Genomic DNA, 19,915 nt, shown 5'->3' with positions numbered 1-19,915 from the left:
TGATGTTTGAAAATATGGATTTTTCAAAAATGACAGAGCTTTTAAACAAGGCTAAAGAGCAGGCTAAAGAATTTGAGGAAAAGCTTTCGTCTAGGGAATTTAGCGCAAGTAGCGGCGGAGGCTTAGTGAAAGTAAGTGCTAATGGAAACGGTGAAATAATAGATGTTGCGATAGATGATTCCTTGCTAGATGATAAAGAATCCTTGCAAATTTTACTAATATCTGCAATCAATGAAGTTATAAACACAGTAAATCAAAACAAGCACAGTGTTGTAAGCGATATTTTTGGAGGCTTTAAATGAGATTTGTATTATTATTTTTGGCATTTCTAAGCTTTAGTTTTGCCGTTGAAAGACCAAGACTTGAGGACTTTGTCGCTTGTTTTAACAAAAACAAAGCAAGTGTTTTTATCTACGAGGGAATGAACGCCTTTGCCTTGAGCGAAAATTTGCTAGCTGTTGTTAAAAATCCAAACACAAAGCTTAATAAATATGTAAAATACGACCCTTTTTTAAATTTATATCTCGTAAGAACTGAATTTAGCCTCATACCTACAAATATGTACGATGAGCAAAATTTAACTAGAAATGATTGGGTGGGCATAATTGACCCTACAAATGCTTACATAGGGCATTTAAAATACCTAGCACAAGATATAAACGAAAGAGACAGGCTAGACTTCGCAACTAAGGTTGGCCAGCTTAGCACGCCGTGTTGCAATATGCTTGGCATTGCCTTGGCTGATGGTTCTTTTATAGGAAATCGCTACTTAAAGCATTTTATGAAATACAATGATGTTTATTGGGGCGATATAGGGGTTGATTTCACGGTTAGAAACAACAAAATTTATGTAGAAAAAGTTAGGAATTCAGGGCAGTTTTTAGTAAATGATGAGATAGTAAGCGTGGATGATGTTCCGGCAAATGATATTAGAAAGCTTAATGAAAAGATTTTATTTGCCGACAGAGGCTCGACATTATATTTTAAAATTCTAAGAGATAACGCAGATGTAAATGTCTCTGTTATGGTTTCGCCTAAGGAGCTAACAGGGCTTGCTTTAGAGCAAAATTCTAACAATAATAAAAAGACAGTAGTTACTGTTAAAAACAACGACTACCGCTCAAATTTAGGCTTTAGTCTAAGAAACAATCTTGTGGTAAGCAAGATAGAAGCAAATTCAAACGCCTCAAGGGCTGGGCTTTTGGTTGGCGATAAAATTCTAAGGATTAACAACCAGATAGTAAGAGATACAAATTCCGTGCAAAGAATCCTAGCAAGTGGGACGGAGTTTAACATACTCATCTCAAGATCAAGCAAGAATTTACCAAAGATAGGCTCTAGTGCTAGTTCGAAGGGAGACGGTGAATTTCAATTCTTCGTAAGGTTAGTGAAGTGAATTTAAAAGCTCTATTTGCTGAGCATTTATCAAAGAATTTACCTTATATTGACAGCTTTCATCCATTTTTTAATGAAGCACTTGCAAGAATGCTCATAGTGGGCGGGAAGCACTTTAGAGCACAGCTTTTATTAACTGTGGTCTCTTGTAAGAAAAATCAAATGCTTGATGTTGCCTTAGACGCGGCCTTGGCTTTGGAATTTATACATACATATTCTTTAATACATGATGATTTGCCGGCTATGGATAATGCTGATTTAAGGCGAGGAGAACAAACCCTACACAAAAGATACGACGAAACAACGGCTATCTTAGTGGGCGATGCCTTAAATACCGAGGCTTTTTTAGTGCTTTCAAAACTCAAGGTAAAAGATAGCATAAAAGTGGCTTTGATACAAACTCTAGCTTATAATGCAGGGCTTAATGGCATGGTGCTGGGACAAGCAATTGACTGTTATTTTGAAAACAAAAAGCTAAATTTAGAAGAGCTTAAATTCCTGCACACACACAAAACAGGAAGGCTGATAGCAGCTTCGCTTAAAATGGCCTCTTTGCTTTGCGAATTAGAGGAAAAAAAATGCTCTTTGTTGTATGAATTTGGCTTAAAAATAGGACTTGTCTTTCAAATCAATGATGACATTATAGATTACACGATGGATGAAACGCAGCTTGGAAAACCGAGCAAAAATGATGTTAATAAAAACTCATTTGTGAATTTATTAGGACTTGAAGGTGCGAAAACAGCCAAAGAAAAGCTACTAAATGAATGCAAAGAGGACTTAAGAAGCATTGATAAAGATATAGCGCCCTCCTTGCTAGAACTTATACAAATATACCTATAAGGATTTTTTATGTTACAAAAACAAGCAAATACATTAAGATTTTTAAGTGCTGACATGGTGCAAGAAGCAAACAGCGGACACCCAGGAGCCGCACTTGGCTTAGCAGATATTTTAACAGCCTTATCGTATCACCTAAAACATAATCCCAAAAACCCAAGCTGGCTAAACAGAGATAGGATAGTATTTTCAGGAGGCCACATCTCTGCTTTGATTTATAGTTTTTTACATCTAAGTGGCTATGATATAAGCTTAAATGATTTAAAGAACTTTAGACAACTATACTCAAAAACTCCAGGACACCCAGAGCTTATCACTCCGGGCATTGAGATTGCAACAGGTCCTTTGGGGCAAGGTCTTGCAAATGCTGTTGGCTTTGCTATGGCTGCGAAAAAGGCTGCTAAGCTTTTGGGTGAGGATTTGATAAATCATAATGTGTACTGTCTTTGCGGAGATGGGGATTTGCAAGAGGGAATTTCGTACGAAGCCTGTTCTTTAGCCTCTTTGCACAAACTTGACAACCTTATAATAATTTATGATAGCAATGGAATTTCCATCGAAGGAGATGTTAAAATCGCTTTTAATGAGGATGTTTCCTTGAGATTTAAGGCACAAGGCTTTGAGGTTTTTGAAATAGATGGACATGATTTTAAGCAAATAGATGAAGCCTTAAAAAAGGCCAAAAGAAGCTTAAAACCTAGTTTGATCATAGCAAAAACTACAATCGCAAAAAATGCCCTAGAGCTTGAAGGCTCTCATCACAGTCACGGAGCGCCTCTAGGAAGCGAGCTTATACAAAGGGCTAAAAAGGCTAGTGGTTTTGACCCTAACAAAACTTTTTTTGTGCCAGATGATGTAAGGCTTAGATTTGAAAGTGCTATTGAACTTGGCGATTTAGAAGAAGCAAAATGGAAAGCAGAACTTGAAAAATCAGATAAAAAAGACTTGCTAGAAAGGCTTTTAAATCCAAATTTTGATGAAATTAACTACCCAGATTTTGATTTCTCTAAGGATATGGCCACTAGAGATAGCAATTTTGAAATTTTAAATGCCATAGCTAAAAATTTGGAAGGATTTTTAGGCGGTTCTGCTGATTTAGCCCCTTCAAATAAAACAGAACTTAAAGGCATGGGAGATTTTGTAGAGGGTAAAAATATACATTATGGTATAAGAGAACACGCAATGGCTGCGATTAATAATGCCTTTGCTAGATACGGGCTTTTCTTGCCTTTTTCGGCTACCTTTTTTGTTTTTAGTGAGTATTTAAAACCTGCTGCTAGAATGGCTGCACTTATGAAATTAAAGCATTTTTTCATCTTTACTCACGATAGTATAGGAGTTGGAGAAGATGGTCCTACTCATCAGCCTATAGAGCAGTTAAGCACCTTTAGAGCCATGCCAAATTTCCTAAGTTTTAGAGTGGCAAATGCTTATGAGAATTTAAAAGCTTGGCAAATAGCATTAAAAAGCGAATTTCCTTGCGCATTTATACTTTCAAGACAAAAATTAAAGGCTTTAAGCAAGCCTATTTTTGGCGATGTTGAAAACGGAGCTTATTTGCTAAAAGAAGATGCCAATCCTAAATTTACGCTACTAGCAAGTGGTTCTGAGCTTGCTTTGTGCATGAGTGTTGCTGAAAAATTAAATGAAAATAATATAGGCTGCAATGTAGTATCCATGCCTTGTTTTGAGCTTTTTGAAAAGCAAGATGAGGCTTATAAACAAAGATTGTTAAAGTCTAAGGTTGTGGGCGTGGAAGCCTTGCATTCACTTGAACTTTATAAATTTTGCGATGAGCTTTACATTATGCAAAGTTTTGGAGAAAGCGGCAAGGATAGCGATGTTTTCGCTCATTTTGGCTTTAACATAGAAAAGCTTTATGAATATTTGCTCAGGCTTTAACTTATGCTTGAAATCAAACAAGAACCCAAGGAAACAGTGTTTGTAATCAGCAAAAAGTGGGATAAATTCTCGGTTGTGGATTATGAAAACAAAAGCTTTGATATTGATAAACCTTGCGTTGTCTTTGATTTTTCAAACTTAAGCAGCATAGACATGGCTGCAATTCGCTTTTTTTTATCCTTAGAACATAATTTTACGCAAAATGGCAAGACCGTTAAATTCCAAGGACTTGATGAAAAAAATCAAGCCCTTTTTAAACTATGTAAAAAATACTATAAAGCATACAGCATAGACAGCAAAAGCAAAAAAAGTGAAAATTTTTTCGTTCTTTTAGGAAGTAGCGTTTGTGCTTATGCCTCATCTTTAAAAGACTTTATCACATTTACCGGTTTTGTGCTCTTTGCTCTTTATAAATCATGCCTAGATTTTAGAAAAATTCGCTTTAAAGCCTTTTTGTATCATGTGGAGCACAGTGCCTTAAATGCAAGCGGCATAATAGCCTTAACTTCTTTATTGGTAGGGGTTGTTTTAGCATATCAAGCAGCGTATCAGCTAGAGCGTTTTGGGGCAAATATTTTCATAGTTGATTTGGTGGGAATTTCAGCCACAAGAGAGATAGCTCCTTTAATAGCTGCTATAGTTATAGCCGGACGCAGTGCGAGTTCTTACACGGCGCAAATTGGCGTTATGAAGATAAGTGATGAGATAAATGCGATGAGAACCATGGGTTTTCATCCTATTTATTTCGTTGTTTTGCCTCGTGTTTTAGCACTTACATTTTCCATGCCTTTAATAGTAGCCTTTGCAGACGCGGTTAGTATCTTTGGCGGAATGCTTGTTGCTGATTTAAATTTAGGCATAAACTATGTTGAATTTATACGCAGGTTCAAAGAAGCTATAGACGTAAAACATATAATCATAGGCATTGCAAAAGCCCCTATGTTTGGCTTTTTAATAGGCCTTATAGCTTGCTACAGAGGACTTGGCGTGAAAAACACAACAGAAAGCATAGGAATTTACACCACAAAAAGCGTTGTAAATGCTATCTTTTGGGTGATAGCCTTTGACGCTATTTTTTCTATATTTTTAACTCAGGCTGGCATATGAAAGTCATTGAAGCAAGGCATATTAACACCAAATTTGAGGATAAATTAATACACAAGGATTTAAATTTCTTTGTAAATGAAAATGAAATTTTTGGAATTTTGGGCGGAAGCGGTGCTGGAAAATCGGTGCTTTTAAGGCAGATGTTAGCACTTGATGAGTGCCAAAGTGGAGAATACATCATCTTGGGCAAGAACTTAAATAAAATTACTGAGGAGGAAAGTTTAAAGCTTAAGCAAAGTTGGGGAGTGGTTTTTCAATTTGGTGCTTTATTTAGTTTTTTTACAGTCTTTGAAAATATAGCCTTGCCGCTTAGAGAATACACAAAACTTAGCGAACTTTCAATCAAAGAGCTTGTCTATATGAAGCTTAAAATGTCCGGGCTTGATGAAAGTGTTGCAAAGCTTTATCCAAGCGAGCTAAGCGGGGGCATGGTAAAAAGGGTAGCCATAGCAAGAGCCTTGGTGCTTGATTCTAAGCTTTTGTTCTTAGATGAGCCAACATCCGGGCTTGATCCGCAGTCCTCAAGGGAATTTGATGAGCTTATTTTAAGCCTTAAAGAAGGGCTAAATTTAAGTATAGTTATGGTTACGCACGATAAAGAAAGTATGAGAAATACCCTTGATAGATTTTTGATTTTACAAAATAGGCAAATAGCCTTCATGGGAACTCATGAGGAGCTTTTAAAGCAAGATAAAGAACTTTACAATAAATTTATGGGGTAGATATGGAAAATAAAGCTAAGTATTTTTGGGTAGGCATCTTTGTATTTGGAATTTTCTTTGCGTCTTTATTTGTGCTGATTTGGCTTAACGGCTTTTCATCAAAGCAAAATTTTACTTATTATCAAATTTTTATCAAAGAATCAGTTTCTGGGCTTGGTTTAAAAGCACCTGTTAGGCTGCTTGGGGTTGAGATTGGCAGCGTTGAGGATTTATCTTTATATAAGGCAGATAACGGCGATACCTTGGTTAAAATTTTAATAAAAGTAAAAGAAGGAGCGCCTATTTACACATCCACTATTGCTTCTTTGGGACTACAAGGCATAACAGGGCTTAAGTATGTAGAGCTTACAAATGATGAGCAAAAGCCTAAAGAGCCTTTGGTCTCGTCAAATTCGCAGCCCCCTACTATAAAGGCAAAGGAAAGCTTGTTCGCCTCCATTGGCAAGCAAAGCGATAGAATTTTTGATTTGATTGATTTTACAAATGAAAGCATGAGGCAGCTTTTTAGCCAGCAAAATTTAAATAATATCTCAAACAGCTTAAAAACCCTAAATGCAGCCATTAGCAACATAAATTCTATGGCAAAAAGAGTTGAGCAAGCATCCGTTGCGGTGGCTAGGTTTGCAGAAGATAGCGTAAATACGCTAAAAGATTACGATAAGGTAAGTTTTTTGCTAGCTAATAATCTAAGCGCTTTACAAGAATTGCTAGTGACCATAACTGAATTTGCCAAACAATTAGAGCAAAGTCCTTCTGATATATTTTTCAAAGGCACGAAAACAAAACCAGCACCTGGAGAATGAGATGAAAAAATTTTTACTAAGCTTTTTGTTTTTATTTTTTAGTGCTTGTTCTTTTAAACCGGATGTGGTTGAAGAGCCAACAGCACATAGTTTGCACATAAACGAAGCAAAGGTTAAAACAGATTCGTATAAAAGTAAAAAGAGTTTGCAAATTCTAAGCATACAATCACCCTTTTATCTTAAAACAAACAAAATTTACTACAGGCAAGGCTCTGTGTTTGGTAAATACGCAAAACACGTTTTTTCTGATTCACCTGTAAATTTTTTAGAAGCCAAGCTTAAGAGGTATTTTGAAAATTCTAAGCTCTTTAGTGCTGTTATGTTAGCTAATACAAGTGCTAATGTTGATTATCTCTTAGAACTTGACCTAGAAAGCTTTGAAAAGCTATATAAAGAAGAAGGAAAAGTATATGTAGAAAGCAGGGTAAACTTTAGCTTAATAGAAGCAAAAAGTAACAAAATTTTAGAGCAAAGGGTCGTGATATTTGAGCATAGAATAGGACCGCCAGATAACATAGAACAAACAATTATAACATTCAATAATGTTTTAAATAAAATGGCAGCTTATATAGCTACACACCTTGAAGAAGTAATTAAAAACTTGGAATAAAACTTGCTTTTATGCTTTAAATTTTTTACTTAAGGAAAAGCTATGAGCAAAGAACTTGAAATTTTAAAGAAACACTTAGGCGATGTTGCTGGACGTTCTAGTTTTGATGCGAAAACTCTTAGCTCACAAATAAGTGATGCAAATGATTTCATAGGTGCCTTACAAGTGCTTAACATGTCTTTAAAAAAGATTAGTAAAAACATAAAAGATAGGATTATTAACGAACTTAGCCAAGAGGAAAAAAGAAACCTCGATGCACAAAGCTCGCAGCTTATACAAAATTGTTCTTTCATGGGAGAGAATTTGTTTGATAATATCTTTACGGTAAATATAGGCTCGCAGATTTTTTCTTTTGAAATTCAAAACCCACTTTTAATCTTAGAAAAAAGCGATTTTAACGGGGTTTTATCCTATATAGACGATAAGAAAGAAGAAATTGATACATTGCTAGACTCCATAGCCATAGCTATAGAAAATAATTCTGCTGGCTTTGGCTTTGATAATAAAGCATCTTATGAGAATTTTGACTTTACAAATCTTTTTAGATAAATTTTTAATCCTCTAAGCTAGTGATTAGGGGATTAAAAGCCTTTTGGCTTATTTGTATCGTATCTCCTACCCTTAAATTTTTATATCTTTTCTCAAAATCATGCTTACTAAGGCTTATCTTTGCTACCTGCGTTCCAAGCAAAATTGTTAAAACCATCAGTATATCAGCCTTTTTTATCTCAAGCACGGTAGCTCTTAGTTGCAATTTTGCGCTTAAATCATTTTTGCTAAAAAACTCACTTATAGCACAGTCCTTAACAACAGCGGCATTTTTAAGCTCTATCACCCTTTTTGCTAGTCTATAAATTTCAGCTATATCATGGCTTACTAGCAAACTTGTAAGTTTAAAATGCTCATAAAGCTTTAAAAGCTCATCTTGAAAAAATATTCTCATCTTATAATCAAGTGCTGACAGAGGCTCATCAAGCAGTAAAATTTTAGGCTCTCGTATCAAAGCTCTAGCCAAGGCCACTCTTTGACACTGCCCGCCTGATAGCTTGCTAGGATATGAGTTTTTGAGTTCGCTAAGCCTTGTGAGTTCTAAAAATTCATCCACCTTTGCCTTGTCTTTTTTGGAAGTTAAAGCATAGGCTAAATTTTGTGCCACGGTTAAATTTGGAAACAAAGCATAGTCTTGAAATACAAAACCAACCCTCCTTTTTTGCACGTTTAGGCTGAATTTTTTTTCTGTATCAAGCCAAAGTTCATCATCTACACTTATAAAGCCGTACTCTGGCTCTAAAAGGCCAGCTATTATCCTTAAAATAGTAGTTTTGCCAGCCCCACTTTCTCCAAAAATGGCTACAAAATCCCCGCTTTTTATCTCTTTATCGAAGTCTAGCAAAACCTTGCCGTTTGCTGTGTTTAAAGGATGTTTTATCTTGATTTTTATCATATTAGTTTCGCATTTATTTTTTTATTTATATAAAACAAGGCGAGCAAGAGCATGAAAGAAAGTGCAGACAAGGTAAAGGCGTATTGGTGTGCTAGGGTGTAATTCCTAGCTTCAAGCTCATCATATATAGCTATGCTAGCAAGCAAGGTTTCTCCTTTAATATGCCCGCCAATCATCATAACAACTCCAAATTCACCGACAGTGTGAGCAAAGGCTATTATACAACCGCCTATAATGCCTAGCTTTGAATTTGGTATGATAATTCTAAGCAATGTTGAAATTTTGCCCTTGCCAAGAGTGTAAGAGCATTCTATCAAATTCTTAGGAACCTGCGCAAAAGCACTTTGTATAGGGCTTAGCATAAAGGGCAAAGAAAAGATCATAGAGGCTAGAACAAGACCTTCGAAATTAAAAACTAGCTTGATATTGAAATTTTGCATTAAAAAGCCCCCAAAAGCACTCATAGGCGAAAAACTTATCAAAAAATAAAAGCCAAGCACAGAGGGAGGCAAAACCAAGGGCATAAAAACTATGACTTGCAGCAAGGTCTTAAAAACAAAGTCTTTAAAAACCAAAATATAGGCCAAAAATATGCCCACAAATAAAAGCAAAAAGGTAGTTATAAATGCTAATTTAAAAGTAAGGATAAGGGTTTGTAAAAAATCACTCTCATTTAAAAAATCCACTATACAACCTTTAGCATTATATCGCTAGCTTTTAGATGACAAGAAACTTGCATATCCTTTTTTAAGTCAAGCAAAATGCCTTGTTTTGCACTTACAACAGCACTCAAAGAATGTTTGTTAAAACTCAAAAAAACCTGCCATAAAATTTTGCCTTTTTTTATATCGCTAATTCTTGCCTTAAAAACATTTTCAGCAGAGCTTAGCTCGCCATTTCTAAAGAGTAAAAGCTCATTTTCATTAAACAAGAGCTTTATTTTATTAGCTTTTTCTAGCAAGGCTTTGGCCTCAAGCATTAGGATATAAAAATTACAGTCATCAACCCTAGCAGTAACAAAACTAAGGCAGCCCTCTTCTTCTAAGCCTACAAAACTAGCTTCAAGTTCGTTCATTTGGTATTAAAGCCGTATTTTTTGATGATTTCTTTTCCTTTATCCGACAAAACAAAGTCATAAAAAGCAAGTGCTAAGTCCTTTTTAGTGCCCTTTGCGTAGCTTGTGATGACAAAAGACTGCTCTAAAGGAGAAAATAAAGAATTATCGATAACAAGGGCCTTACCCTTAGGTTTATTAACAGCAGACACTAAAGAATACGCTACTATGCCAACTTCTGCCACTCCTGTATCTACATGAATTACGGGCTGGGAAATATTATCTCCTAAGACGATTTTATTTTTAAATACATCATAAATCTTTGTCTTTTCTAAGGCCTCGGTAGCTGCTACCCCATAAGGTGCTACCTTTGGATTTGCTATGCTTAGATGTTTGATTTTTTGCCCTTGTTTTACTAAGGAAGTTATACCATCTTTTATCAAATTTTCATCAAGAGAATAAAGAGCCACAACGCCCAAAGCATACACTGCAGGCCTTGTTAGCGCTAAAGAATCCTTATAAATTTGCTCAGCATAAGCTGTGTCAGCCGAGAAAAACATATCAAATTCACGTCCTTCTTTTAAAAGCTGATAATGCTTGCCTGAGGCCCCAAAAACTAGCTCTATATCATCTTTGTTTCTAGTCTTTAAAAACTCATCTTTTACTTCTTTTAAGGCATTAGAAGCTGATGAGGCAACAAAAACTGTGATTTTCTCAGCATTTGCACTAAGAGCAAATAAGAAAAAGGTAAAAACAAATAGTGTCTTTCTCATAAAATTCCCTTGTAAAAGTTCTTAAAAATTATATTTACATACAACTTAATTTATTCTTTTTTTACATAATATAAAACAAGGTCTGTAAGTGATAGTGTTAGCAAATTTGCTCTCAAAATCCTTCAAAAAAGCCTTCGATAGAAAAAATCTTCCCAAAGAATTCACACCGCTTAATTTAAGGTGTTTAAAAACACTTAAGGCACTATCAAATTTAAGTTCATAGCTTTCATCTGCTAGATACAAAGGTTCAAAATCTTTACACAAAATATTTTTCATCTGCTCTAAGGATAGATAATCAAGAGTAAAGCCTGTGCTTTGCTTTATCTGTATTAAATTTCCCTCACTAAATGTAGATACTAAGAGCAAGGATTTATCCCCCATCATCTTTTTAAAAGCCTCAAAGCTTTTTTTAAAATCAAGCCACTGCAAACAAGCATTTGAAGTAAGTAAATCAAATTTTTGATGTATAAAAGCACTATTTTGCAGCTCATTCATATCAAGTTTGCTAAATTTCACATTTTCTGCTAAAAAGTCAAGTTTATAATCATTCACATCGACACAATCAAGGCTTTTGAATTCAAGATTTGCTATGAGTTTTTTGCTGAATTTACCAAAACCACAACCAAATTCAAAAATATTATCAAAAGAAAGGGTATAATCTTTCAAAATATCCAACAAGGTGTTTGCCATATATTCTTGCACTATGGCATTTTTTTCATAGCTTTTTTCAGCCTTTAAGAAGCTTATATGTTGCAAAGTTCTTCCCAAGAATCAAAGGCAAAAAACACAAAATGCGGCTCTTTACTGTGTATTATCTTTGTATTTTTCTGCTTAAAAAAATTCTCACAAGCTCTATTGCTAAAGATTAAATCCCTTTTACTTAGCAAAATCTTATCAAAGCTCAAGTCTTTTTTTACCTTGTGTTTTTTATGAAAATTAAACAAACTCTTAAGCTCATCTTTTAGCTGTGTTTGACCTTGAAAATAAAAATTCTCACCTAAATTCAAATTTTTAGCAAATAATGCCTTTTTAAACTCTAATAAATTAAAATTTTCCATACTTTTTTTAAATACTTCCTCTTTTATGCCATATTCATCATCTATGCCCCTTGGTGTTCCATTTATAGCTAAGCTTGTTTTAAATTTCATATAAGATAAAAGCTTAGAGCTAATGCTTACTCCCATTGAAAAGGCTATCAAATGCACAGTTTTAAAAGAATTCAATTCTATGTCTAAGTTCATATCTTTATAGTCATATATCATCAAAACATTATTTTGTGCTTTTAAATGACTAAAATGCGAAAAATGAGAAGCAAAGCCTGAAACAAATAAAATCAAATCACTGCTTTGTGGATTTTTATGCAAAAAACAAGTCTTCAAAAAAGCTCCTGTAAAGCTAATAAATCCTCTTTTTTTATATTTGCATTAAGAGAAAATCTTATCCTTGATGAATTTTTAGCCACTGTTGGTGCTTTGATAGCCGGTGCGAAAAAACCCATATCAAAAAGCTTTTTAGCTAAGGCATCTGTTTTAGAGTATTCTCCTACAAGCAAGGATAGTATATATGCATCACCTATTAGCCTGTCATTAAAGATATCCTTTAAAAAAAGCGATATCTCTCTTAGTCTTTTTCTTTCCTTTTCAAAACTATCTAATCTATCAAATATAAATTTAGACCAAGCCACAGTAATAGGTGCTAGTGCCGTTGAGTAGATAAAAGCTCTTGCTTTGTTTATAAAAAACTTTTTTGCTTCCTTAGAGCAAAGCATACAAGCACCATAACTAGCCAAGGCTTTACCAAAGGTAAATACTAGAAAATCAATCTCATTATCCAAAGCCTTCTCTTTAGCCAAACCAAGACCACTCTTATCAAAACAAGCAAAAGAGTGTGCCTCATCTATATATAAAAGTGCTTTGTATTCTTTTTTTAGACTTATTAAATCCTTTAATGGTGCAAAATCTCCATCCATTGAAAATAAAGCTTCGCTTATAATGACGATGTTTTCATAATTTTTACTATGTTTTTTAAGTAAGGACTCTAAATGCAACATATCATTATGCCTAAATCTAAAAAAATTTGAGTTTTTTATGCCATCAATAATACTAGCGTGTATTAACTTATCGGCTAAAAATACAGTATTTTTAAGACTTGCTAAGGCTTGCAAACAAGAGTAGTTTAAAACAAAACCATTGTTAAAACATAAAGCTTCTTTGCCTTTAAAATGAGACTTTAAAGACGTCTCAAATTCCTCATAAATTTCGTAATTTCCACTCAGACTTCTTGAGCTTGAGCTTGAAAAATACAAATTTTTTTCATCAAGATTTTCAAAAAATTCTTTGATTAATTTTTTATTAGAATTTAAACCTAGATAATCATTTGAAGCCAAATTTAGCAACTTCTTTCCCTGATAATACACAAATTTATCCTGATGTCTTAATTGTTTTAAAACTCTATAATTTCCATCTTTTTTTAGCTTTTGAAGTTCATTTTGCATTTATTTTTCCATTTTTTGTTATTATTTTGCCAAATTTTTTTAAAAAAAGGGCAAAATGAACTTAAAAGAGTTAGACTTAAAGCATATATGGCATCCTTGCACGCAGATGAAAGACCATGAGTTTTTACCCTTGCTTACTGTTAAAAATGCTAAGGGCGTATATCTGTATGATTATAATAATAAAGCTTACATAGACTGCATTAGTTCTTGGTGGGTGAATTTATTTGGCCACTGCAATGAATACATAAACTCAAAAATCACAGAACAGCTAAGCAAACTAGAGCATGTATTGCTTGCTGGCTGTTCTCATGAGGGCGTTATAAGGCTTTCTGCTAGGCTGTGCAAGATTTTAGAAAAACACAAGCTTAATAAATGCTTTTACGCAGATAATGGCTCATCAAGCATAGAAATAGCCTTGAAAATGGCTTTTCATTATTTTGCAAACAAGAACGAAAAAAGAAAGAAATTTCTTGCTTTAAGCAATTCCTACCACGGCGAAACTGTAGCTGCACTAAGCGTTGGAGATGTTAAGCTTTATAAAAAGCATTATGAGGATTTACTTTTAGATGTTTTGCTTACTCCTGTTGCACAGGGTGAGGATTTTAGCAAGGAGCTTGAATTTTTAGAAAAACTTTTAGAAAAAGAAGGCGAAAACATCTGTGCTTTTATCTTAGAGCCACTTATACAGTGCGCTGGAAATATGCATATGTATAGTGCTAATTTCATTGATGAGGCTATAAAGCTGTGCAGAAAATACGGAATTTTAATCATCTTTGATGAGGTGGCAGTTGGCTTTGGTCGCACAAATACCATGTTTGCCTTAGAACAAAGCAAGGCAAAGCCTGATTTACTATGCCTTTCAAAGGGAATTACGGGCGGGTATTTGCCACTTTCAGTGCTTATTTGCACAGATGAAATTTATAATGCCTTTTATGATGATTATGAAAAAAACAAAGCCTTTTTGCATTCTCACAGCTACACCGGAAATGCTCTAGCTTGTGCGGCTGCTAATGCCGTGCTTGATATTTTTGAAAATGACAATGTGCTAGAAAATAATAAAATTCTAAGTAAGTTCATAAAAAATGAATTTGAGAGCCTAAAAGAATTTGATTTTTTAGGAAATTTTAGGCAGTGCGGTATGGTGTATGCCTTTGATATAATCAAAAACAAAAGACAAAGGGCTGGGCTTTTTGTCTATGAAAAGGCTTTAGAAAAGGGTTTATTATTAAGGCCTTTGGCAAATACCATTTATTTTATGCCGCCCTTTGTTATAAAAAACGATGAAGTTAGCTATGTAGTAAGCTCTTTAAGAGAAATTTTTAGCACTAATCAGCTCTAATTCCCTTAAACACAGCAAAACGCGGAAGCTTGTTCTTTGTGTAGCCGTTAAATTTATATCTTATCTTAGAATTTATGGATGGAGGGTTCTTTCTAAGCTCATCGCTAAAGCCAGAGCCTATTTTTATGAGCTTGCTTTCGCCCTCTATCACAGCTTCGCACAGTATTGCCCCAAGCATATTTTCATATTTGCCCTTGCCCTTGATATAGCCTTTGACTATGCAGTCAGCTTCTTCATATTTTTTAAGCTTAAAGGCATTTTTGCTTCTAGTTTTTTCATATCTAGCCAGATTATTTCTAAGCACCACGCCCTCACCGCCTAAGCTATGAATTTCATCCGAGAATTTTTGCAAATTTTCCTTGCTTTTAACATCCTTTTGCTCTATGATTTTTATAAACTTGTTAGCCTCTTTATGTTCGTCTAAGTAGTTTTTTAGTTTTTGCAAACGAAGCTTTAAAGTATCATCAACGTCCGGCACATCAAAGACCATGTATTTTATATCTAGCCACTGTGTTTCATTCACATCAAAGCTTCTTACAATGCTTGAAAGCCTATCAAAGGACTTTCTGTCTATGAAAAGTTCTCCATCTAGCCTGAAATTTGGGAAATGTTGAGTAAAAAATTTAGGAGCTTGTATCTTGTGCTTATTTCTTGTATATAAATTTTTTCCGTCCCAAATAGCCCTTACGCCGTCGTATTTTTCGCTCATGACAAAGTCTTTTAAATCCTCATCTTTGATACTGTCTTTTGTATAGGTGCTAAGCAATAACACATCAGCACTTAAAAAAGATAGCAAGGAGATAAAAAAGAGTATTTTACGCATATATCATCCTTTTAAACCAAAAATTTATACAAATTATGCTAACATAAGCTATAAAACAAAAGGAAAAGAAAATGTCAAAACGTCTAAAAATAGCCATACAAAAATCAGGCAGATTAAGTAAAGATTCTTTAGAGCTTCTAAGAGATTTAGGCGTTAAACTTCAAATACAAGAACAAAATTTAATAGCCTTTGCAAGTAATTTCGCAATCGACATACTAAGGCTTAGAGATGATGATATCCCGGGTCTTATCTTTGATGGCTTGGTTGATATTGGCATAGTTGGAGAAAATGTCTTGCAAGAACACGCACTTGAGAAAAAGGCAAACGGCGAAAGTGCCGAGTATGAGCTGCTTAAAAAACTTGACTTTGGTTTTTGTAGACTAGCCCTAGCCTTGCCACTTAGCGTAAAATACGAAAACATCAAGGACTTTGAAAACAAACGCATCGCCACTTCATATCCTTACATACTCAAGGATTTTATGCAAAAAAAGGGAATTTCTTATAAAACCTGCGTTTTAAAAGGCTCTGTTGAGCTTGCTCCAAGGGCAAATTTAGCCGACGGAATATGTGATTTAGTATCTAGCGGTGCTACCTTAGAGGCAAATTCACTAAAAGAAGTTGAAAGTATATTTAGCTCTAGTGCTTGTTTGATTAAAAAAGCCGGTAAATTAAGTAATGAAAATGAATTTTTGCTTAATAAATTTCTTTTAAGAATTGACGGCATTATGCAAGCAAGGGAGTCAAAATACATCATGCTTCACTCTCCTAAAAATAAGATAGATAAAATCATATCTTTATTACCAGGCGTTGAAACGCCAACAGTGCTTCCTTTAGCACATAATGACGATAAGGTAGTGCTTCACATGGTTAGCAAGGAGAATTTGTTTTGGGAAACTATGGAAAAGCTCAAGGATGAGGGTGCTAGTTCTATACTAGTTTTACCTATAGAAAAAATGTTAAGGTAAATAACATGAAAATTTTAGAATACAAAAACTTAAGCGAAAACGAAAAAATCCAAGCTCTTAAACGTCCAGCAATCAAAGCTAAAGATGATATAGTAAAAATTTGTAAAGAACTCATAGCCGATGTAAGACAAAGAGGGGATAAAGCCCTTATAGAACAGGCTTTAAACTTTGATAAGGTTGAAATTTCAAGTATAAAAGTAAGCAAAGATGAGATACAAAATGCTAGCAAAAGACTTAGCAAGGACTTAAAAGAAGCCATAAAAACAGCTTACAACAACATTCATAGCTTTCACAAGGCACAGGAATTTAAAAGCATAACAGTAAACACCATGCCAGGCGTTAAATGCGAGCTTGTAAGCAGGCCTATAGACAGCGTAGGGCTTTACATACCGGGCGGCTTGGCACCTTTGCTATCCACCACCTTAATGCTTGCCATACCTGCTAAGATAGCAAAATGCAAAAGGATAGTCCTAGCCTCTCCTGCTAAAATCGATGATGCCATACTTTACTGTGCCAAACTTTGCGGGGTTGATGAGGTGTATCAAATGGGAGGAGCCGGTGCTGTGGCTGCACTTGCTTATGGAAGCGAAAGCGTAAAAAAAGTGGATAAAATTTTCGGACCAGGCAACGCTTTTGTAACAGCTGCGAAATCCTTAGTAAGTGCTGATATAGACGGCTGTGCCATAGATATGCAAGCTGGTCCTTCTGAAGTGCTTGTGATAGCTGATGATGAAGCAAATGTGAGTTTTGTGGCTAGCGATTTATTATCTCAAGCAGAGCACGGAGCGGATTCACAGGTAATTTTGCTATGTCTTAGCATGAACTTTGCAAAAGCCTTGATAAAAGAGCTTGAAAAGCAGCTTTCTATCTTGCCTAGAAAAGAAATAGCAAGCAAGGCGATAGAAAATTCAAGAATAATCATAGTAAAAGATTTAAATGAAGCGCTTGAAGTGTCTAATGCTTACGCACCAGAGCACCTAATCTTGCAGTGCAAAGAGCCAAGAAAGCTCGTGCCTTTAGTAAAGCATGCTGGTTCGGTATTTTTAGGAGAATTTGCACCTGAGTCCATGGGAGATTACGCAAGCGGGACAAATCATGTCTTGCCAACTTACGGGCTTACCAGGGTAAATTCTAGCCTTTCTTTGAGTGATTTTTATAAAAAAATGACAGTGCAAGAATTAAGCAAAAATGGCTTTAAAAGGCTAGCAAAAACAGTTGAAATTCTAGCCCAGGCCGAACAGCTTCAAGCACACAAAAACGCTGTTAGCATAAGATTAAAGAGTTTAAATGCCTAAGAAAATTTTATTTATAGACAGAGACGGAACGATAATAAAAGAACCAAAGGATGATTTTCAAGTGGATTCACTTCAAAAACTTTCTTTCGAGGAAAATGCCATAAATGCCTTGCTCGCCTTAAAAAGCTTTGGCTTTTCCTTTGTTATGGTGACCAATCAAGACGGCTTAGGCACAAAGTCCTTTCCTAAGGCTGATTTTGACATAGCCCACAACAAAATGCTTGAAATTTTGGCCTCTTGCGGCATAGTTTTTGATGATATTTTTATCTGTCCGCACTTTAGTGAGGATAAGTGCGAGTGCAGAAAGCCTAAAACTAAGCTTTTGCAAGCTTATATAGAAAATAATCTTTATGATAAGGAACAAAGCTTTGTGATAGGCGATAGAAGCACTGACATGGAGCTTGCTAAAAATTTGCAAATTCAGGGCTTGCTTTATGGTAAGGATTTTTCTTGGCTAGAAATTAAAGACTACATCTTAGCGAATTTTAGAAAGGCAACAGTTAGCAGAAAGACGAAAGAAACGCAAATTTCAGCAACAGTCACCTTAAATTTAAGCAAATCTCATATAGATACAGGCATAGGATTTTTTAATCACATGCTAGAGCAAATCGCAACGCATGCAAATATAGGCATAAACATTAGCTGCATTGGGGATTTGCACATAGATGAACACCATACTGTTGAAGACTGCGCTATCGTGCTTGGAGAGGCGATTAAAAAGGCGATAGGCGATAAAATAGGCCTAGCAAGGTATGGATTTTGCTTGCCTATGGATGAGAGCTTGGGAACTTGCGTCATAGACTTTAGCAATAGGCCGTTTTTATCTTACAAGGCTAAATTTAAAAAGAAGAAATTAGGCAAGCTAAGCACCGAGATGATAGAGCATTTTTTCTATTCTCTTGCTCATTCTATGGGAGTTTCCTTACATTTAAAGGTAAAGGGTAAAAATGACCATCACAAGGCAGAAGCTTTGTTTAAGGCCTTTGCACGAGCTTTGAAAATGGCTTTAACCTTGCAAGAGGCCAAGCTAGCCTCCTCAAAAGGTGTTTTATAAATCCATCAAAAGTTCTTTATAAAGCCTTTGATACACCTCATCACCATACAAATACCTTACCAAAGCAAGTGCAAATTTCACGCCTAGTGCCGGTCCTGCACCGGTGATTATATTATCACTAAGCACAACAGCACTCTTTTCATACTCTGCATTAAGTCCTTGCTCGCAACCCGGATAACAAGTAAATTTTTTACTTAAAACACCGGCTTCATTAAGCACTATCGGCGAAGCACAAATGGCGCTTACAAGCTTTTTTTCTTTAAATAAAATTTGTATGAATTCTAAAATTTTTGCGTTATTTTTAAGATTCATCATGCCTTCATAACCACCAGCAAGTGAAATTGCATCAAAATCACTTATATTTACACTATCAATGCAAATATCAGCTTGCATACTAATGCCGTGTGCGCCTTTTACCAAAAGATTTTCATCCAAGGAAGCTACTACTACATCAGCACCAGCTCTTCTTAAAATATCAACTATAGATACAAATTCAAGCTCCTCAAAGCCCCTTGCAAGCGGCACCAAAACTTTTTTACTCATCTTTTTTCTCCCTATTTTTATGTTTTTCACTCATCTGCCTTGTGAAACCTACAAGCAAAAATACAACAAAGGCCACAAAAGCAACAGTCATAAAAGTATTAAAAAATCCCATTTCAAGCCTTAAAAATAAATGCAAAAATTCTAAGCTATTTAGCTTAATTAAAATTAAACTCGCTAAAATTCTGCCTCAAAGCCTCATAAGAAACAATGCCCACGCTGGTTGCTAAATTTAAACTCCTGCCAAAGCTTTTCATAGGAATTTTTATCATGTTGTCCTCATTAATTTTCATAAGCTCTTGTGGCAGACCAAAGCTTTCGCTTCCAAAAAACAAAAAATCTCCTTGCTTATACGAGGCCTCAAAATACAGCCTTTTAGCCTTGGTGCTAGCAAAGAAAAATCTATCTTTAAAGTTCAAATTAGCCTCTAAAAATTCGTCCAAATTTTGCCACACGGTAAGTTTTAGTTTTTTCCAATAATCAAGCCCAGCCCTTCTAACGCTTTTTTCATCAAGGCTAAACACGGTAGGCTTTATAATATGAAGCTTAAAATCAGCATTATAACACATGCGACCTATGCTACCTGTATTTTGTGCTATGCGTGGATTGACCAAGACTATATTAAACATCATCTTCCTTTTTTTAGCCTGTATTTTACATAAATATATTTTAAATATGAAAATTTTTATACTTACTTTATAATTTTAAATATAAATTAATTTTATTACTTGTAAAATAATAGCTTTATTTTAAGG

23 protein-coding genes are annotated in these 19,915 nt (G+C 35.0%); 13 read left to right on the top strand and 10 right to left on the bottom strand.

Going from position 1 to position 19,915, the window contains the following annotated elements; genetic code table 11:
- Positions 1-2: 2 nt before the first annotated feature.
- The 9 genes from CAV_RS01150 to CAV_RS01110 are packed head-to-tail and all read left to right on the top strand — an operon-like array spanning position 3 to position 7,928.
- The gene (locus tag CAV_RS01150) at positions 3-302 is read left to right on the top strand and encodes a YbaB/EbfC family nucleoid-associated protein (RefSeq protein ID WP_094324690.1); all 300 of its coding nucleotides are present in this window, start codon (positions 3-5) and stop codon (positions 300-302) included.
- Positions 299-1,396 (top strand): PDZ domain-containing protein, encoded by a 1,098-nt coding sequence (locus CAV_RS01145; protein WP_094324689.1) that lies wholly within the window; start codon positions 299-301, stop codon positions 1,394-1,396. Before CAV_RS01150 ends, CAV_RS01145 begins: the two co-directional genes overlap by 4 nt.
- The gene (locus tag CAV_RS01140) at positions 1,393-2,238 is read left to right on the top strand and encodes a polyprenyl synthetase family protein (protein ID WP_094324688.1); all 846 of its coding nucleotides are present in this window, start codon (positions 1,393-1,395) and stop codon (positions 2,236-2,238) included. The genes CAV_RS01145 and CAV_RS01140 overlap by 4 nt, the downstream gene beginning before the upstream one ends.
- A gap of 9 nt (positions 2,239-2,247) precedes the next feature.
- Positions 2,248-4,137, top strand: coding sequence for a transketolase (gene tkt, locus CAV_RS01135; RefSeq protein WP_094324687.1), 1,890 nt, complete (start codon positions 2,248-2,250; stop codon positions 4,135-4,137).
- A gap of 3 nt (positions 4,138-4,140) precedes the next feature.
- Positions 4,141-5,244, top strand: a complete 1,104-nt coding sequence (locus CAV_RS01130; protein WP_094324686.1) for an ABC transporter permease — start codon at positions 4,141-4,143, stop codon at positions 5,242-5,244.
- Complete coding sequence (locus CAV_RS01125; protein ID WP_094324685.1) at positions 5,241-5,966, top strand: ABC transporter ATP-binding protein; 726 nt, start codon at positions 5,241-5,243, stop codon at positions 5,964-5,966. Before CAV_RS01130 ends, CAV_RS01125 begins: the two co-directional genes overlap by 4 nt.
- 2 nt (positions 5,967-5,968) lie before the next feature.
- Positions 5,969-6,769 carry an MlaD family protein gene (locus CAV_RS01120; RefSeq protein WP_094324684.1) on the top strand — a complete coding sequence of 267 codons (801 nt, stop codon included), beginning with the start codon at positions 5,969-5,971 and terminating at the stop codon, positions 6,767-6,769.
- 1 nt (position 6,770) lies between these two features.
- Complete coding sequence (locus CAV_RS01115; RefSeq protein ID WP_094324683.1) at positions 6,771-7,379, top strand: ABC-type transport auxiliary lipoprotein family protein; 609 nt, start codon at positions 6,771-6,773, stop codon at positions 7,377-7,379.
- Between the two features lie 42 nt (positions 7,380-7,421).
- Positions 7,422-7,928 (top strand): flagellar FLiS export co-chaperone, encoded by a 507-nt coding sequence (locus CAV_RS01110; protein ID WP_094324682.1) that lies wholly within the window; start codon positions 7,422-7,424, stop codon positions 7,926-7,928.
- 4 nt (positions 7,929-7,932) lie between these two features.
- Here CAV_RS01110 and CAV_RS01105 read toward each other — a convergent pair whose 3' ends face one another.
- Genes CAV_RS01105 through CAV_RS01075 form a run of 7 tightly spaced genes read right to left on the bottom strand, consistent with a single transcriptional unit; the run spans position 7,933 to position 13,144 of the window.
- Complete coding sequence (locus CAV_RS01105; RefSeq protein WP_094324681.1) at positions 7,933-8,823, bottom strand: sulfate/molybdate ABC transporter ATP-binding protein; 891 nt, start codon at positions 8,821-8,823, stop codon at positions 7,933-7,935.
- Positions 8,820-9,509, bottom strand: a complete 690-nt coding sequence (modB, locus tag CAV_RS01100; RefSeq protein ID WP_094324680.1) for a molybdate ABC transporter permease subunit — start codon at positions 9,507-9,509, stop codon at positions 8,820-8,822. Before modB ends, CAV_RS01105 begins: the two co-directional genes overlap by 4 nt.
- Positions 9,509-9,898 (bottom strand): TOBE domain-containing protein, encoded by a 390-nt coding sequence (locus CAV_RS01095; RefSeq protein WP_094324679.1) that lies wholly within the window; start codon positions 9,896-9,898, stop codon positions 9,509-9,511. Before CAV_RS01095 ends, modB begins: the two co-directional genes overlap by 1 nt.
- The gene (modA, locus tag CAV_RS01090; RefSeq protein ID WP_094324678.1) at positions 9,895-10,650 is read right to left on the bottom strand and encodes a molybdate ABC transporter substrate-binding protein; all 756 of its coding nucleotides are present in this window, start codon (positions 10,648-10,650) and stop codon (positions 9,895-9,897) included. Before modA ends, CAV_RS01095 begins: the two co-directional genes overlap by 4 nt.
- Positions 10,651-10,695: 45 nt before the next feature.
- Positions 10,696-11,406, bottom strand: a complete 711-nt coding sequence (locus CAV_RS01085) for a methyltransferase domain-containing protein (RefSeq protein ID WP_245807417.1) — start codon at positions 11,404-11,406, stop codon at positions 10,696-10,698.
- Positions 11,394-12,029 carry a pimeloyl-ACP methyl esterase BioG family protein gene (locus CAV_RS01080; protein WP_094324677.1) on the bottom strand — a complete coding sequence of 212 codons (636 nt, stop codon included), beginning with the start codon at positions 12,027-12,029 and terminating at the stop codon, positions 11,394-11,396. Before CAV_RS01080 ends, CAV_RS01085 begins: the two co-directional genes overlap by 13 nt.
- A complete protein-coding gene (locus CAV_RS01075) occupies positions 12,026-13,144 on the bottom strand; it encodes an aminotransferase class I/II-fold pyridoxal phosphate-dependent enzyme (RefSeq protein ID WP_094324676.1) in 1,119 nt (372 codons plus the stop codon). Before CAV_RS01075 ends, CAV_RS01080 begins: the two co-directional genes overlap by 4 nt.
- A 55-nt stretch (positions 13,145-13,199) precedes the next feature.
- Between CAV_RS01075 and CAV_RS01070 the strand changes: the two genes are divergently transcribed.
- Positions 13,200-14,483: an adenosylmethionine--8-amino-7-oxononanoate transaminase gene (locus CAV_RS01070; protein WP_094324675.1), complete on the top strand. Its 1,284-nt coding sequence runs from the start codon at positions 13,200-13,202 to the stop codon at positions 14,481-14,483.
- Here the strand turns inward: CAV_RS01070 and CAV_RS01065 are convergent.
- Positions 14,470-15,306 (bottom strand): DNA ligase, encoded by an 837-nt coding sequence (locus CAV_RS01065; protein WP_094324674.1) that lies wholly within the window; start codon positions 15,304-15,306, stop codon positions 14,470-14,472. The two genes, CAV_RS01070 and CAV_RS01065, sit on opposite strands and share 14 nt — an antisense overlap.
- Before the next feature lie 71 nt (positions 15,307-15,377).
- On the opposite strand from CAV_RS01065, the gene hisG reads away from it, so the two are divergent.
- Genes hisG through hisB form a run of 3 tightly spaced genes read left to right on the top strand, consistent with a single transcriptional unit; the run spans position 15,378 to position 18,620 of the window.
- On the top strand, positions 15,378-16,271 hold the full coding sequence (hisG, locus tag CAV_RS01060; protein WP_094324673.1) for an ATP phosphoribosyltransferase: 894 nt from the start codon (positions 15,378-15,380) through the stop codon (positions 16,269-16,271).
- Between the two features lie 5 nt (positions 16,272-16,276).
- Complete coding sequence (gene hisD / locus CAV_RS01055) at positions 16,277-17,566, top strand: histidinol dehydrogenase (RefSeq protein ID WP_094324672.1); 1,290 nt, start codon at positions 16,277-16,279, stop codon at positions 17,564-17,566.
- On the top strand, positions 17,559-18,620 hold the full coding sequence (gene hisB, locus CAV_RS01050; RefSeq protein WP_094324671.1) for a bifunctional histidinol-phosphatase/imidazoleglycerol-phosphate dehydratase HisB: 1,062 nt from the start codon (positions 17,559-17,561) through the stop codon (positions 18,618-18,620). Before hisD ends, hisB begins: the two co-directional genes overlap by 8 nt.
- On the opposite strand, the gene CAV_RS01045 is transcribed toward hisB, so the two are convergent.
- Positions 18,615-19,163 (bottom strand): DJ-1 family glyoxalase III, encoded by a 549-nt coding sequence (locus CAV_RS01045; RefSeq protein WP_094324670.1) that lies wholly within the window; start codon positions 19,161-19,163, stop codon positions 18,615-18,617. The genes hisB and CAV_RS01045 overlap by 6 nt on opposite strands.
- Positions 19,164-19,318: 155 nt before the next feature.
- On the bottom strand, positions 19,319-19,789 hold the full coding sequence (locus tag CAV_RS01040; RefSeq protein ID WP_094324669.1) for a tRNA (cytidine(34)-2'-O)-methyltransferase: 471 nt from the start codon (positions 19,787-19,789) through the stop codon (positions 19,319-19,321).
- Between the last annotated feature and the right edge of the window lie 126 nt (positions 19,790-19,915).

This window comes from Campylobacter avium LMG 24591, from assembly GCF_002238335.1.
In the GTDB taxonomy this organism is placed as follows: domain Bacteria; phylum Campylobacterota; class Campylobacteria; order Campylobacterales; family Campylobacteraceae; genus Campylobacter_D; species Campylobacter_D avium.
The sequence above is the reverse complement of the archived record's forward strand: the minus strand, read 5'-3'. Positions and strand labels throughout refer to the sequence as shown.